We start from the raw sequence: 15,053 nt of genomic DNA, 5'->3' as shown, positions 1-15,053 counted from the left end.
CACCGATTCGCCGAACGGATCGCGGGCAGTACTTCCTTGTGGTCATCCCCGTGCATGACGTGAACCCCGTGCGCCGCACCCCGGTGGTGACGTACGCGCTGATCGCCGCGAACGTCTTCGTGTTCGTGTTCATGCCCGGCCTGTCCGGCTCAGTGGCGGGCGACAGCAGCCTGGCCCAGTCGTGTCATCTGCACGCCTTCCTGCAGCATTACGCGGCCGTGCCCAGCGAGTTGATCCACCATCGGCTTCCGCAGCTCGTGCCCACCGGCGAGGTGCGCGGCGCGGTCTGTCAGCTGGGGCCGCCCGGCTACGACAAGACGCCGGCGCTGAGCGTGCTCACCGCGATGTTCCTGCACGGCGGCTGGCTGCACCTGCTGGGCAACATGCTGTTCCTGCTGATCTTCGGGAACAACATCGAGGACCGCATGGGGCACGTCCGCTTCGCGCTCTTCTATGTCGTCTGCGGGTACGCGGCTTCGTACGGTTTCGCGCTGTTCAACGCGGACTCGACCGATCCGCTGATCGGCGCGTCGGGAGCGGTCGCGGGAGTGCTGGGGGCCTATCTGGTGCTCTATCCGAAGGCCAGGGTGTGGGTCCTCGTCCCGTTCCTGGTGTTCCTCCCGCTGCGACTGCCGGCCTGGCTCGTGCTGGGTTTCTGGTTCGTGCTGCAGGCGGTGTACTCCTCCGGGGAGGGCGTCTCGGGCGCGGGCACCGTGGCGTACGCGGCGCACGTCGTCGGCTTCCTCGCGGGAATGCTGCTCGCCTGGCCGCTCAAGCCGGGCACGCCTCCGCCGCCGGAGCCGCGCGGTCTGCTGTTCGGCAGACGGGCCCGGCCCCGGCACTCGTGGTGAACCCAGGTCAGCGGGCGGTCTGCCTGTGGACGTACTCGACGAGGCGGGTCAGCGCGTCCGGGTCGGTGGACGGCATGACGCCGTGCCCGAGGTTGAAGACGTGGCCCTCGAGGCCGGCGGCCGCGTCGAGCACCTCGCGGGTCTTGGCCTCGACGGCCTCCGTGCCGGCGAACAGGACCGTGGGGTCGAGGTTGCCCTGGAGCGCCTTGCCGGGGCCGATCCGGCGGACGGCCTCGTCGAGCGGGACGCGCCAGTCGACGCCGACGACGTCGGCGCCGGCCTCGCCCATGAGCTTCAGCAGTTCGCCGGTGCCCACGCCGAAGTGGATGCGCGGGACGCCGTAGCCCTCGACCGCGCGGAAGACCTTCGCGGAGGCCGGCAGCACGGAGCGGCGGTAGTCGGCGGGGGCGAGGGCGCCGGCCCAGGAGTCGAAGAGCTGGACGGCGCTCGCGCCGGCCTCGATCTGCACCTTCAGGAAGGCGGCCGTGATCTCGGCGAGACGGTCGAGCAGGTCGGCCCACAGCTCGGGGTCGCCGTACATCATCGCCTTGGCGTTCTCGTACGTGCGGGACGGACCGCCCTCGACGAGGTAGCTCGCGAGGGTGAACGGAGCGCCCGCGAAGCCGATGAGGGGGGTGGCGCCGAGCTCGGCCGTCAGCAGGCCGATGGCCTCGGTGACGTAGGAGACGTCCTCGGGGGTGAGATCGCGCAGCTGGGCGAGATCGGCGCGGGTGCGGACCGGCTTCTCGACGACCGGGCCGACGCCGGGCTTGATGTCGAGGTCGACGCCGATGGCCTTGAGCGGGACGACGATGTCGCTGAAGTAGATCGCCGCGTCCACGTCGTGCCGGCGCACCGGCTGCAGGGTGATCTCGGTGACCAGGTCGGGCCGCATGCAGGACTCGAGCATCCCGACGCCCTCGCGGACCTTGCGGTACTCCGGCAGCGAGCGCCCTGCCTGCCGCATGAACCACACGGGCGTGTGCGGCACCGGCTCGCGCCTGCACGCCTTCAGGAAGGCACTGTCGTACGTCGCTGTCGGCTGCCGGCCCGCGGGGCTCTCGTTCGCGCTCACGACGGCAAGTCTCCCACGGCGCCGGAGGCGGTGCGGCCCGCCCCCGGGGCGCCCGGTCCCGCTTCCTCGTCCGTGCCTTCCGCGCGCTCCACCCTCGCCCCGCGGCCCCTCGGCGGCCTGTCCCCAGCCCTTCACCGACCCCGCCCCGGCCCCTCCGCGCCCGTTCCTCAGCCCCTGCGCGCCCCTTCCGCGGGAAGCCCGCGCCGCCCGCGCACGCCCCCGGCCGTACCTCTTCGGAGCACCGCGGTCCGTGCGCCTGTTCGCCCAGCGCGCACCCGTCCGCGAGCCGCGCGCGGGTGTCTTGCCCTGCGCGAAGGCCCCGTTCCCCTTAATCTTCCCCGCATGGCTGCGGCTCAGGGACGACTGTCGGACGGCGCTGGCGGGATGGATGACGCGAACGAGGGGGACCGGGACAAGAGCCCGTCGGCTCCGCTGCCCTTCCGGGCCGCCGTCGACGCGCTGAGAGCGGCTCGGCTGCGGCCGCAGATCGAGGTCGAGGTGACACCGGCCCCCAAGCGGCTCGCCCCGTTCGCCCACGCACTGGAAGCGACGGTCGTGGACGGCGATCAGGACCTGGCCGACGGCCGGCTGGTGCTGCTGCACGATCCGGCCGGGCACGACGCCTGGCGTGGAACGTTTCGGCTGGTGACCCTCGTGCGCGCCGAGCTGGAGCCGGAGATGGCCGCGGATCCGCTGCTGCCGGAGGTGTGCTGGTCGTGGCTGACGGGCGCGCTCCAGGCGCGCGGGCTGACGTACGGGGAGCCGAGCGGGACCGTCACGCGCGCGAGTTCGCACTACTTCGGCGGGCTGTCGGAGCGCCCGGCGGCCTCGCAGATCGAGATCCGGGCCTCGTGGACGCCGCGTGAGGGCCTCGGCGGAGTCCCGGACTCCGGGGCGCACCTGGCGGCCTGGTGCGATCTGCTGGCGCAGGTGGCGGGGCTGCCGCCGGCCGGGCCGGGGGACGCGTCGGTGGTGACGCTGCCGCAGCGCCGGGGGCCGCAGTCACGTTGACCATCTCTTTGTCGATACGACCATTTTCGGTCCCGTAAGACTCCCACTTAAACCGACTCGATCTTCGGATGATCGATCGCTTGTCCGAATTGCACGTATTGTTACTCACTAGATCGTGATCATTCTCTAAAGGACCCCGGGTCGGCTGCCGAAGACGACTGTGACCTTGAAAGCACGGTTCGTCCCGGCTTCCTCCCCACAAGCCCCCACGAGCCGGCCCCCGTCCCCCACCCAGGAGGCCTGGTGTCCGTTCTCCTCGAGCAGCCCGCAAGCCTGGTCGCCTACCGCCCGAACAAGCCCACCGCCATGGTGGTCGTGGCCGACCCCCGCGTCCGCTCCACCGTCACCCGCCACCTGTGGGCGCTCGGTGTGCGCGACGTCATCGAGGCCTCGTCCATCGCGGAGGCTCGTCCCCGCATCGGCAACCCCCGCGACATCTGCGTCGCCGACGTCCACCTGCCCGACGGCTCCGGCCTCACCCTTCTGTCCGAAACCCGCGCCGCGGGCTGGCCCAACGGGCTCGCCCTCTCCGCGGCCGACGACATCGGCGCCGTGCGCAACGCCCTCGCGGGCGGCGTCAAGGGCTACGTCGTCACCGGCACCCGCACCAACCTCGGGCTCCCCACCCGTCCCGGTGCCGCCCCCCTCGGCTCCGCCGCCCGCCTCCACCGCCGCCCCCCGGGTGCCCCGAGTCACCCGGGTGGCTACCGCGAACTGTCCGGCCGTGAGGTCGAGGTGCTGCGGCTGGTCGCGGAGGGCCAGTCGAACAAGGCCATCGGCGTCTCGATGGGCCTGTCCGCACTGACCGTCAAGAGCCACCTCGCCCGCATCGCCCGCAAGCTCGGCACGGGCGACCGCGCCGGGATGGTCGCGGTCGCCCTGCGGACCGGCATCATCCACTGACCCGCCCGCCCGTCGGCCGATCGCCCCGATCATTCACCGACCTGACTGGTTTACGACCCCCCGGCGCCCGCCGACGGAACGTTCCGTCGGCGGGCGCCGTCCATACACGGATACCCTTGACAGGTGACCGACGCCCAAGAAACCGCAGCAGCCAGTTCACTGCGAACCACCGGAGGCGCCCCTCCGGACGACGGCGGATCTACTGCTTCCGGGGCGCCGACACCTTTGCTCGAACCGCGCGAGGGCATCCCTCCCGTGATCGCCGACGAGGCCTCGCTCGCGGAGGTGATCGCCGCCTTCGCCGCCGGCTCCGGGCCCGTCGCCGTGGACGCCGAGCGCGCCTCCGGTTACCGCTACGGCCAGCGCGCCTATCTGGTGCAGCTACGCCGCGAGGGCGCCGGCAGTGCGCTGATCGACCCGGTGGCCTGCCCCGACCTGTCCGCGCTCGGCGAGGCGCTGTCCGGCGTGGAGTGGGTGCTGCACGCGGCCACCCAGGACCTGCCGTGCCTGCGCGAGATAGGCATGGTGCCGACGCGGCTGTTCGACACCGAGCTGGCCGGACGGCTCGCCGGATTCCCGCGGGTCGGCCTCGGTGCGATGGTCGAGGGCGTGCTGGGCTTCGTACTGGAGAAGGGCCACTCGGCGGTGGACTGGTCGACCCGGCCGCTGCCCGAGCCGTGGCTGCGGTACGCGGCCCTGGACGTCGAGCTCCTGGTCGACCTGCGCGACGCGCTGGAGAAGGAGCTGGACCGGCAGGGCAAGCTGGAGTGGGCCCGGCAGGAGTTCGACGCGATCGCCTCCGCTCCGCCGGCCGAGCCCCGCAAGGACCCGTGGCGTCGCACGTCCGGCATGCACAAGGTGCGTCGGCGGCGGCAGCTGGGCGTCGTGCGCGAGCTGTGGCAGACACGGGACGCCATCGCCCAGCGACGGGACGTCTCACCGGGCAAGGTGCTGTCGGACGCGGCCATCGTCGAGGCGGCGCTCGCCCTGCCGGTGAACGTGCACGCGCTGGCCGCGCTGAACGGGTTCGGGCACCGGATGGGGCGGCGGCAGCTGGAGCAGTGGCAGGCGGCGGTCGACCGGGCGAGGGAGCTGAGCGAGTCGCAGCTGCCGCAGCCGGGACAGCCGGTGGCGGGCCCCCCGCCGCCGCGCGCCTGGGCCGACAAGGATCCCGTGGCGGCGGCCCGGCTGTCCGCGGCGCGGTCGGCCGTGTCGGCGCTGGCCGAGGAGCTGAGCATGCCGCAGGAGAACCTGATCGCTCCGGACGCGGTGCGGCGGCTGTGCTGGGAGCCCCCGGCGGCCGACCTGGACGCGGTGGCCGGTGCGCTCACCGCGTACGGGGCGCGTCCGTGGCAGGTCGAGCAGGTCGCGCCCGTGCTGGTCGCGGCACTGTCCGGCCCGGAGGCCTAGCCGCCCCGGAAACCGGATGCCGGGCCGCCGTAGCGCCTCACGGCGTACGGCGGCCGCCGGAGGACGGCACCCGCCGAGACCGTTTCCCGGTGGGCGGCGCGGGCCCCGGGAAGCGGGACGGCGACGTCGAGATCACGCCAAGATCTTGTGAGGCATGGGGCATGTGCCGGAATCGGTGGATCGTGAAGACGTCGGCGCCGTCGGCGCCGTCGAGGCGGGCCGGCCGGTGCGACTTCGCCCGCGTCCGGGCACCGGACGCCGGGGCACGAGGCGCCACCACTCCGGCCTTTCGGGACGCGTCCGGGTGTGTGACGTTCGCCGCTCCTCCCGGCAGGGGTGTGCAGCTACGTTACCCACAAGTAGCATGGGTCCTGAGCGCGTGCTCAGCGCTTGCGTGTCGCAGCAGTGCCATCCCGCACCCTGGAGGAGAGCCATCGTGCCTCGTACCGTCAGGGACGTCGTCTTCGTAGACGGCGTCCGTACCCCGTTCGGCAAGGCGGGCCCGAAGGGCATCTACCACGAGACCCGGGCCGACGACCTCGTCGTCAAGGCGATCCGGGAGCTGCTGCGCCGCAACCCGGGCCTCGACCCGAAGAAGATCGACGAGGTCGCCATCGCCGCGACCACGCAGATCGGCGACCAGGGCCTGACCATCGGCCGCACCGCCGGCATCCTGGCCGGTCTGCCGACCTCCGTGCCCGGTTACTCCATCGACCGCATGTGCGCGGGCGCCCTGACGGCCGTGACCGCGGTCGCCGGCTCGGTCGCCTTCGGCGCGTACGACGTCGCCATCGCGGGCGGCGTCGAGCACATGGGCCGCCACCCGATGGGTGAGGGCGTGGACCCGAACCCGCGGTTCGTCAGCGAGAAGCTGGTCGACGAGTCCGCCCTGTTCATGGGCATGACCGCGGAGAACCTGCACGACCGCTACCCGCAGATCACCAAGCAGCGCGCCGACGAGTACGCGGTGCGTTCGCAGGAGAAGGCCGCCAAGGCGTACGCCAACGGCAAGATCCAGGCCGACCTGGTGCCGGTCTCGGTGCGCCGCACCAACGCGGAGGCCGGTGAGACGGGCTGGGGCCTGGTCACCGCCGACGAGCCGATGCGTCCGGGAACGACGCTGGAGAGCCTCTCCGGTCTCAAGACCCCGTTCCGTGTGCACGGCCGGGTCACCGCGGGCAACGCGGCCGGTCTGAACGACGGTGCGACCGCGTCCCTGATCGCTTCCGAGGACTTCGCGCGCGAGAACGACCTGCCGGTCAAGATGCGCCTCGTCTCGTACTCCTTCGCGGGCGTCGAGCCCGAGGTCATGGGCTACGGCCCGATCCCGGCCACGGAGAAGGCGCTGGCCCAGGCGGGCCTGTCCATCTCCGACATCGGTCTGTTCGAGATCAACGAGGCCTTCGCCGTCCAGGTCCTGGCCTTCCTCGACCACTACGGCATCGCGGACGACGACGAGCGCGTCAACCAGTACGGCGGCGCGATCGCCTTCGGTCACCCGCTGGCCTCCTCCGGCGTCCGTCTGATGACGCAGCTGGCCCGCCAGTTCGAGGAGCAGCCGCAGGTCCGCTACGGCCTGACCACCATGTGCGTCGGCTTCGGCATGGGCGCGACGGTCATCTGGGAGAACCCGCACTTCGACGGAGGCGACAAGTGAGCACCACCACCGCTGAGCTTCTGAAGGGCGCGGCCGAGCTGTTCCCGGACGAGGTCGTCACCCAGGCCCACGTACGCCACCTGGACCTGCCGTTCGGTGCCGGGCGCTTCGCCCTGATCACGCTCGACAACGGTTTCGACCACACCAAGCCCACCACCTTCGGGCCGCAGTCCCTCGCGAACCTCGACCTCGCGATCGACCAGGTCGAGAAGGAGGCCGCGGCCGGCGAGATCGTCGGTGTCGGCGTCACCGGCAAGCCGTTCATCTTCGCCGTCGGCGCGGACCTCAAGGGCGTCGAGCTCCTCAAGGAGCACAAGGACGCGCTGGCCATCGGCAAGGGCGGCCACGAGGTCTTCAAGCGCCTCGCGGGTCTCGCCGTGCCGACGTTCGCCTACTACAACGGCGCGGCGATGGGCGGTGGCGTCGAGGTCGGGCTGCACTGCTCGTACCGCACGGTGTCCGCGGCGCTGCCGGCCTTCTCGCTGCCCGAGGTCTTCCTCGGTCTGGTTCCCGGCTGGGGCGGCTGCACACTGCTGCCGAACCTGATCGGCGCGGACAAGGCCGTCTCGGTGATCATCGAGAACTCGCTCAACCAGAACAAGCAGCTCAAGGGCGTGCAGGTCTATGAGCTGGGCATCGCCGACGCCCTGTTCGAGGGTGCGGACTTCCTGGAGCAGTCGCTGCTGTGGACGGCGTCCGTCCTCAAGGGCGAGATCGTCGTCGAGCGTCCGGTGATCGACCGCGGCGAGGCCTGGGACCAGGCCGTCGCGCGCGGCCGGTTCGTCGCGGACAGCAAGGTGCACGGGGCGGCCCCGGCCGCCTACCGCGCCCTCGACATCATCGCCGCCGCCAAGAACGGCGACCTCCAGCAGGGCTACGACGCCGAGGACCTCGCGCTCGCCGACCTGATCATGGGCGGTGAACTGCGCTCCGGCATCTACGCGTTCAACCTGGTGCAGAAGCGCGCCAAGCGCCCGGCCGGGGCCCCGGACAAGAACCTGGCCCGTCCGGTCACCAAGGTCGGCGTGGTGGGCGCGGGCCTGATGGCCTCGCAGCTCGCGCTGCTGTTCCTGCGCCGCCTGGAGGTGCCGGTCGTGCTGACCGACATCGACCAGGAGCGCGTCGACAAGGGTGTGGGCTACGTCCACGCCGAGATCGAGAAGCTGCTCGGCAAGGGCCGGATCAACCAGGACAAGGCCAACCGTCTCAAGGCGCTGGTGTCCGGTGTCCTGGACAAGGCCGAGGGCTTCGCCGACGCGGACTTCATCATCGAGGCCGTGTTCGAGGAGATCGGCGTCAAGCAGCAGGTGTTCGCGGAGGTCGAGGCGGTCGCCCCGGCGCACGCGATCCTCGCGACGAACACCTCCTCGCTGTCGGTCTCCGAGATGGCGTCGAAGCTGAAGAACCCCGAGCGGGTCGTGGGCTTCCACTTCTTCAACCCGGTCGCCGTGCTGCCGCTGCTGGAGATCGTCCGCGGCGAGCAGACCGACGACGCCTCCCTGGCCACCGCCTTCGCGGTCGCCAAGAAGCTGAAGAAGACGGCCGTGCTGACGAAGGACGCCCCGGCGTTCGTCGTGAACCGCATCCTGACCCGCTTCATGGGCGAGGTGCAGAACGTCATCGACGAGGGCACCCCGGTCGAGGTCGCGGAGAAGGGCGTGGAGCCGCTCGGCCTGCCGATGTCCCCGCTGGTCCTGCTGGAGCTGGTCGGCCCGGCGATCGGTCTGCACGTCTCGGAGACCCTCAACCGGGCCTTCCCGGACCGCTTCACGGTCTCCCCGAACCTCGCGGCCGTCGTCAAGGCGGGCAAGCGCGGGTTCTACGTCTACGACAGCGGCAAGCCCGAGCTGGACCCCGAGGTCGCCGCGCTCCTGAAGCAGGGCGACAACGTCCTGACCGAGGAGCAGGTGCGGGCCCGCGTCCTGGACGCGGTGGCGCAGGAGATCGGGCTCATGCTCGACGAGGGTGTCGTCGCCGAGGCGCAGGACATCGACCTCTGCCTGATCACGGGCGCCGGCTGGCCCTTCCACCTGGGCGGCATCACGCCGTACCTGGACCGCGAGGGCGTCTCCGAGCGGGTGAACGGCAAGAAGTTCCTGGCACCGGGCGTGGCATCGGTTCCGGCGTAACCGTCATGACCGCTTGCATGCCTCGCGCATGACAGAGGGCCTCCGCTCACCGGCGGAGGCCCTCTGTCATGCGTCGCCCTCGCCGCGGATCAGGTCATCAGCTCGCCCGAGCCGGTCCCCACGGCCCGGCGTACCGGGCAGCGGACACGGACACCCTGTGTCGCCACACGGGCCGCACGCGCCGCACGGCCGCGTCGACGAACCGCCCCGCCACGTCCGCCCCCCGCCACGTGCGCCCCGGCTGCCGGGCCACCGCATCACGCCGACCGCCCTCGGGCCGCCCCTCCGGCCACGTTCACACCGGCCGCCAGGCCCCCTCGACGGCCGGCCAGGCCACGTTCGCCCCGGCCGTCGGGCCGCCCCACCTCAACGGGCCGCCGGCCGCGTCACACGGTCCACCAAGGCGCGTCGACGAACCGCCCCGGCCACGTCCGCCCCGGTCGCCGAGCCGCCGCAGCACGCGGACCCGCCCTCAGGCCACCTCGACGGACCGTCGATCGCGTCATACGGTCCGCCAGGCCGTCAGGGCCAGGCCCGGCTCGTCCTTGCGGCGGGTGAGCTGCAGCGTTCCCGTCGACGGGGACAGGGTCGCCGCGACCACCCGGTCCTCGTGGTCCTTCGTCAGCGCCACCACGGCGTCGGCGGGCAGCGGGGGGCCCGACTCGGTCCACCAGGCGCCCGCCGACTCCCGCTCGGTCGGGTACGCGGCGAAGGCCACGCGGCCGCTCGCGGAGCGCTGGGCGAGCAACGTGCAGTCGTGGCCGTCCAGTTCGGTGCGGATCGCGGCGACCGGGCCGGGGCCGGCGGCCTCCAGCACAGCCACGGGCTCGGCGCCGGGGCGCCAGGCGCACACATCGCCGGAGTCGTCGGTGTAGAAGAGGGTGGTGTGTTCGGGGGAGGTGGCCAGAGCCCGCAGCGTCCCCGGCCGGACCGTCGCCTTCAGGGGCTCCTGGAGCACCGGCGGGGCACCCGGCTCCGTCTGCCGCCAGTGCAGGACCTCGCCGGAGGCGTCCGCGTACGCCTCGACGCAGCCGGACGGCGCCGTCACCGCGACGGGCGACCCCTCGACGCCCTGCCCCTTCAGGTCGCGCCAGGGTTCCCAGCCGCCCTTCTCCTTCTGGGCGATCATGCTCAGTCCGGCGCCGGCGTTGCGGACGAAGACGTGTGCGCGTCCCTGGGCGTCCACGGCGACGGCGGGCGTGCCCGTGCGGCCGCCCTTCTTGTCGGGATGCCCGACGGGCGCCCAGTCCAGCGCGGAGAGCAGGGGACGGAAGTGCGTGGAGTGCACCAGGCCCGTCACCCCCTTGAGCGTGGTCCACCAGGTGGCCAGGTGGGCGTAGTCGTCGGCGCCCTGGCCGACGGCCAGGGCCGGATGCACCTTCTGGTCGCCGCCCACCCTGCGTGAGGCCTCCCAGGTCCCGCCCGGGGTGCGTTCCGCCCGGCACAGGACGGCGTCGTCCGACATCAGATAGACACTGAGCCGCCCGTCGCGGCCGCGTATGAGCCAGTCGCCGTTCACCCGATCACTGTATGACGGCCCCTCGCGGCGCCCGCGCGAGGGGCACGCCTCGGGCCCGCGTGACGGTCTCGTCCGCCGGGCCGTCCGTGCGACCCTGAGCCCATGGACGACGCCCCCGCACTGCTCGTGATCGTCGACGCCGCGAACGTGGTCGGGTCGGTGCCCGACGGGTGGTGGCGGGACCGGCGCGGGGCCGCCGAGCGGTTGCGCGACCGGCTGGCCGCGGACGGGGTGCCGGGGCACGCGGGGCCCGAGGAGATCGTCCTCGTGGTCGAGGGCGCGGCGCGCGGGGTGGAGTCGGTGCCCGGCGTGCGGGTGGAGCCGGCGTCCGGCAGCGGCGACGACCGCATCGTGGAGCTGGTCGCCGAGGCCGGGGGCCGGCCCTGTCTGGTCGTCACCGCCGACCGCGAGCTGCGCCGCCGGGTGACGGAGCTCGGCGCGGACGTGACCGGCCCGCGTTCGGTGCGCGGCTGAGGCGGCGCACCCGGGTGCAGTTCCGAGGCGGCGCACCCAGCACGGTGCTCGGCTGAGGCGGCAGCGGGCGCCGGGCGTCCGGTACAGCTGTTGACGGTGGTCGTGCCCGGCGCGTGGTGATGGTCGGTGCCCGGGGCGGGGCGAGCGGTGCCGGACGGTGCCCGGCGGCGGGACGGGGACGGTACGACGCCACGGCCGGTCCCGCACGCGGCGTGCGGGACCGGCCGTGGCGGCGGGGCGGTGTCAGACGGTGTCGTCACGGCCGGGCCCGGCGGGCCCGCCGACGGCGGCCTCCTCGTGCCGTGCGAGACGGCTGTGCGAGCGGCCGTAGAGGAAGTACACGACGAACCCGACGACCATCCAGATGCCGAACCGCAGCCAGGTCTCGGCGGGCAGGTTGAGCATCAGCCACAGCGAGGCGCAGACCGACAGGATCGGCACGACCGGCACCCACGGGGTGCGGAAGGCGCGGGGCAGGTCGGGGCGGGAGCGGCGCAGGAGGATGACGCCGATCGCGACGACCACGAACGCGAACAGCGTGCCGATGTTCACCAGCTCGGCGAGTTCGCTGAGGCTGGTGAAGCCGGCCAGGATCGCGATGAGCACGCCGAGCAGGATGGTGGGCCGGTGCGGGGTCTTGAACCGCGGGTGGACGTGGGAGAAGAAGCGCGGGAGCAGTCCGTCCCGGCTCATGGCGAAGAACACCCGGGTCTGGCCGAGGAGCAGGATCATGCAGACCGTCGTCAGGCCGACGGCGGCGCCGAAGCTGATGAAGCCCGCGAACCAGGGGTGCCCGGTGGCCTTGAAGGCGTCGGCGAGCGGGGCGCTCACGGACAGCTTGGTGTAGTGCTGCATGCCGGTGACGACGATCGACACCGCGACGTACAGGACCGTGCAGATGATCAGGGAGCCGATGATGCCGCGGGGCATGTCCCGCTGCGGGTTCCTGGTCTCCTCGGCGGCCGTGGCGACGACGTCGAAGCCGATGAAGGCGAAGAAGACGACGGAGGCGGCGGTGAAGATGCCCATCACGCCGAAGTTGGAGGGCGCCCAGCCGAACATCAGCTGGATGAGCGGGGCGTCGAGGCCGCCGCCCGCATCGACGGTCTGCGCCTTGGGGATGAACGGGTCGTAGTTGTCCCCGTGGATGAAGAAGGCGCCCGCGATGATCACGGTCAGGACGACGGTCACCTTGATGGCGACCACGACGGAGGTGACCCGCGCGGAGAGCTTCGTGCCGACCACGAGGATGGCGGTCAGCACCAGGACGAGGGCGGCGGCGAGGATGTCGAAGCCGAAGCCGTCGGCTCCCTCTCTGCCGCTGAGCGCCGCCGGCAGGTGCCAGCCGGCGTTGTCGAGCAACGAGGCGATGTAGCCGGACCAGCCGACGGCCACCACCGCCGTGCCGAGCGCGAACTCCAGGACCAGGTCCCATCCGATGATCCAGGCGGGGAGCTCTCCGAGGGAGGCGTACGAGAAGGTGTACGCCGAGCCGGCCACCGGGACGGTGGAGGCGAACTCGGCGTAGCAGAGCGCGGCGAGCGCGCAGGCCACCCCGGCCGCGACGAAGGCCAGGGCGACGGCGGGACCGGCGTTGTTCTTGGCGACCGTGCCGGTGAGGACGAAAATGCCGGTGCCGATGATGACGCCGACGCCGAAGACGGTCAGATCGAGCGCGGACAAGGATTTCTTGAGCGCGTGCTCTGGTTCCTCGGTATCGAGGATGGACTGCTCGACCTTCTTCGTCCGGAAGAGGGTGCTGCTCACGGGGTACCTCCCACGCTGTGTCGTCCTCGACATGATCGAGAGGGGGCGTAGACCGTATGCCCCGGCGCGGGCCGGTTAACGCGAATGGACCGGTCGCACCACTCTTCACAGTGGCGCAACCGGTCCATCCGGGCGTGTCGGCGGGCCTGCGACGGCGTCAGTCGCGGGCGGACTCCACGGAGTCGACCTCGGCGGCCGCGGCGCTGCCGTACCGCCCGTCGAGCTTGGAGACCAGGCCGGTGACCTGGCGGGCGATGTCGGGGGCGGTGAGCCCGATCTCCGCCATGACCTCGGCGCGGGAGGCGTGGTCGAGGAAGCGCGGCGGGATGCCGAAGTCGCGCAGCGGCACGTCGACGCCCGCGTCGCGCAGGGCCTGGGCGACGGTCGAGCCGACGCCTCCGACGCGGGAGTTGTCCTCGACGGTGACGACCACCCGGTGCCGTTCGGCGAGGGGGGCCATCGCCTCGTCCACGGGCTTGACCCAGCGCGGGTCGACGACCGTGGTGGTGATGCCCTGGCGGTCGAGAAGGGTCGCGATCTCCAGGCACATCGGGGCGAGGGCGCCCACGGAGACCAGGAGCACGTCCGGGGTGTCGGTGCCGCTCTCGCGCAGCACGTCCATGCCGCCGACGCGTCCCACGGCGGGTACGGCCGGACCGACGGCGCCCTTGGAGAAGCGGACGACGGTCGGCGCGTCCTCGACCTCGACGGCCTCGCGCAGCTGGGCGCGGACCTGGTCGGCGTCGCGCGGGGCGGCGAGCCTGAGGCCCGGGACGACCTGCAGGATCGACATGTCCCACATGCCGTTGTGGGAGGCGCCGTCGGTGCCGGTGACGCCGGCCCGGTCCAGGACGAACGTCACACCGCACTTGTGCAGGGCGACGTCCATGAGGACCTGGTCGAAGGCGCGGTTGAGGAAGGTGGCGTACACCGCGAACACGGGGTGCACGCCGCCCGCGGCGAGGCCGGCGGCGGAGACGGCGGCGTGCTGCTCCGCGATGCCGACGTCGTAGACGCGGTCCGGGAAGGCCTTGGCGAACTTGTCGAGGCCGACCGGCTGGAGCATGGCCGCCGTGATGGCGACGATGTCCTCGCGCTCCTTGCCGAGCTCGACCATCTCCTCGCCGAAGACGGACGTCCAGTCGGCGCCGGAGGTGGCGATCGGCAGGCCCGTGTCGGGGTGGATCTTGCCGACCGCGTGGAAGCGGTCGGCCTCGTCCTGGAGGGCCGGCTGGTAGCCGCGGCCCTTCTCGGTGAGGCAGTGCACGATGACCGGGCCGCCGAAGCGCTTGGCGCGGGCGAGGGCGGACTCCAGGGCCTCGATGTCGTGACCGTCGATCGGGCCGACGTACTTCAGGCCGAGGTCCTCGAACATGCCCTGGGGGGCGATGAAGTCCTTCAGGCCCTTCTTGGCGCCGTGCAGGGTCTCGTACAGGGGCCTGCCGACGACGGGGGTGCGCTCCAGCACCTCCTTGGTGCGGGCGAGGAAACGCTCGTAGCCGTCGGTGGTGCGCAGGGTGGCGAGGTGGTTGGCGAGGCCGCCGATGGTGGGCGCGTACGAGCGCTCGTTGTCGTTGACGACGATGACCAGCGGGCGGTCCCCGTCGGCGATGTTGTTCAGCGCCTCCCAGGCCATGCCGCCGGTGAGCGCCCCGTCCCCGATGACGGCGACCACGTGGTCGTCGCGGTCGAGGATCTGGTTGGCCTTGGCGAGGCCGTCCGCCCAGCCGAGGACCGTGGAGGCGTGGCTGTTCTCGATGACGTCGTGCTCGGACTCGGCCTGCGAGGGGTAGCCGGAGAGGCCGCCCTTCATCTTCAGCCGGGAGAAGTCCTGTCGGCCCGTGAGCAGTTTGTGCACGTAGGACTGGTGGCCGGTGTCCCACAGGACCTTGTCCTTGGGGGACTCGAAGACCCGGTGCAGGGCGATGGTGAGCTCGACCACGCCGAGGTTGGGGCCGAGGTGGCCGCCGGTCTTGGAGACGGCGTCGACGAGGAAGGTCCGGATCTCCCCTGCCAGCTGGTCCAGCTCCTCCAGGCTGAGCCGGTCCAGATCGCGCGGTCCCCTGATGCGGGAAAGCAGCGGCACCCGTGCCTCCTTGCAGTAAAAGCTGATCGAGCTGTTGCCGGGCTTGTCGAGTCTAATGTTCCGCCGGGGCGGCCGGAGTCCGGCCCGTGCGTCATAGGTCACGCGAACGGCCGTACCCAGGATCGGCCGCTCCTATGACACGACGGTGCCCGGCATCCGAAGGATGCCGGG

At 72.1% G+C, this 15,053-nt stretch carries 11 protein-coding genes; 7 read left to right on the top strand and 4 right to left on the bottom strand.

Translation table 11 applies throughout. The features are described 5' to 3' along the window. The first annotated feature begins 38 nt into the window (after positions 1–38). Entirely contained in the window at positions 39–851 is an 813-nt protein-coding gene (locus tag ACZ7DE_RS28395) for a rhomboid family intramembrane serine protease (RefSeq protein WP_470766006.1), read from the top strand. Between the two features lie 7 nt (positions 852–858). Here ACZ7DE_RS28395 and hemE read toward each other — a convergent pair whose 3' ends face one another. Further along, positions 859–1,926, bottom strand: a complete 1,068-nt coding sequence (gene hemE, locus ACZ7DE_RS28390; protein WP_470766004.1) for a uroporphyrinogen decarboxylase — start codon at positions 1,924–1,926, stop codon at positions 859–861. Between the two features lie 384 nt (positions 1,927–2,310). Here hemE and ACZ7DE_RS28385 point away from each other — a divergent pair, with 384 nt between their 5' ends. The 5 genes from ACZ7DE_RS28385 (at position 2,311) to ACZ7DE_RS28365 (ending at position 9,036) form a co-directional block, all read left to right on the top strand. Further along, the gene (locus ACZ7DE_RS28385; RefSeq protein ID WP_470766002.1) at positions 2,311–2,937 is read left to right on the top strand and encodes a DUF3000 domain-containing protein; all 627 of its coding nucleotides are present in this window, start codon (positions 2,311–2,313) and stop codon (positions 2,935–2,937) included. Between the two features lie 243 nt (positions 2,938–3,180). Beyond that, a complete protein-coding gene (locus ACZ7DE_RS28380) occupies positions 3,181–3,840 on the top strand; it encodes a helix-turn-helix transcriptional regulator (protein ID WP_470766000.1) in 660 nt (219 codons plus the stop codon). 123 nt (positions 3,841–3,963) lie between these two features. Further along, complete coding sequence (locus ACZ7DE_RS28375; protein ID WP_470765998.1) at positions 3,964–5,250, top strand: ribonuclease D; 1,287 nt, start codon at positions 3,964–3,966, stop codon at positions 5,248–5,250. Between the two features lie 436 nt (positions 5,251–5,686). Beyond that, positions 5,687–6,907, top strand: coding sequence for a thiolase family protein (locus tag ACZ7DE_RS28370; RefSeq protein WP_470765996.1), 1,221 nt, complete (start codon positions 5,687–5,689; stop codon positions 6,905–6,907). Further along, entirely contained in the window at positions 6,904–9,036 is a 2,133-nt protein-coding gene (locus tag ACZ7DE_RS28365; RefSeq protein WP_470765993.1) for a 3-hydroxyacyl-CoA dehydrogenase NAD-binding domain-containing protein, read from the top strand. Before ACZ7DE_RS28370 ends, ACZ7DE_RS28365 begins: the two co-directional genes overlap by 4 nt. Positions 9,037–9,538: 502 nt before the next feature. Here ACZ7DE_RS28365 and ACZ7DE_RS28360 read toward each other — a convergent pair. Further along, on the bottom strand, positions 9,539–10,555 hold the full coding sequence (locus ACZ7DE_RS28360) for a DUF8189 domain-containing protein (RefSeq protein ID WP_470765991.1): 1,017 nt from the start codon (positions 10,553–10,555) through the stop codon (positions 9,539–9,541). Positions 10,556–10,657: 102 nt separating this feature from the next. On the opposite strand from ACZ7DE_RS28360, the gene ACZ7DE_RS28355 reads away from it, so the two are divergent. Continuing rightward, entirely contained in the window at positions 10,658–11,029 is a 372-nt protein-coding gene (locus tag ACZ7DE_RS28355) for a PIN domain-containing protein (protein WP_470765989.1), read from the top strand. Positions 11,030–11,272: 243 nt separating this feature from the next. Here the strand turns inward: ACZ7DE_RS28355 and ACZ7DE_RS28350 are convergent, their stop codons facing one another. Both ACZ7DE_RS28350 and dxs read right to left on the bottom strand, forming a co-directional pair. Then, a complete protein-coding gene (locus ACZ7DE_RS28350; protein WP_470765987.1) occupies positions 11,273–12,796 on the bottom strand; it encodes an amino acid permease in 1,524 nt (507 codons plus the stop codon). Between the two features lie 157 nt (positions 12,797–12,953). After that, positions 12,954–14,882 carry a 1-deoxy-D-xylulose-5-phosphate synthase gene (gene dxs, locus ACZ7DE_RS28345; protein WP_470766081.1) on the bottom strand — a complete coding sequence of 643 codons (1,929 nt, stop codon included), beginning with the start codon at positions 14,880–14,882 and terminating at the stop codon, positions 12,954–12,956. Positions 14,883–15,053 lie beyond the last annotated feature (171 nt).

It is taken from the genome of Streptomyces sp. NPDC037083, assembly GCF_055606485.1.
This window is presented reverse-complemented; position numbering and strand designations above follow the sequence as displayed.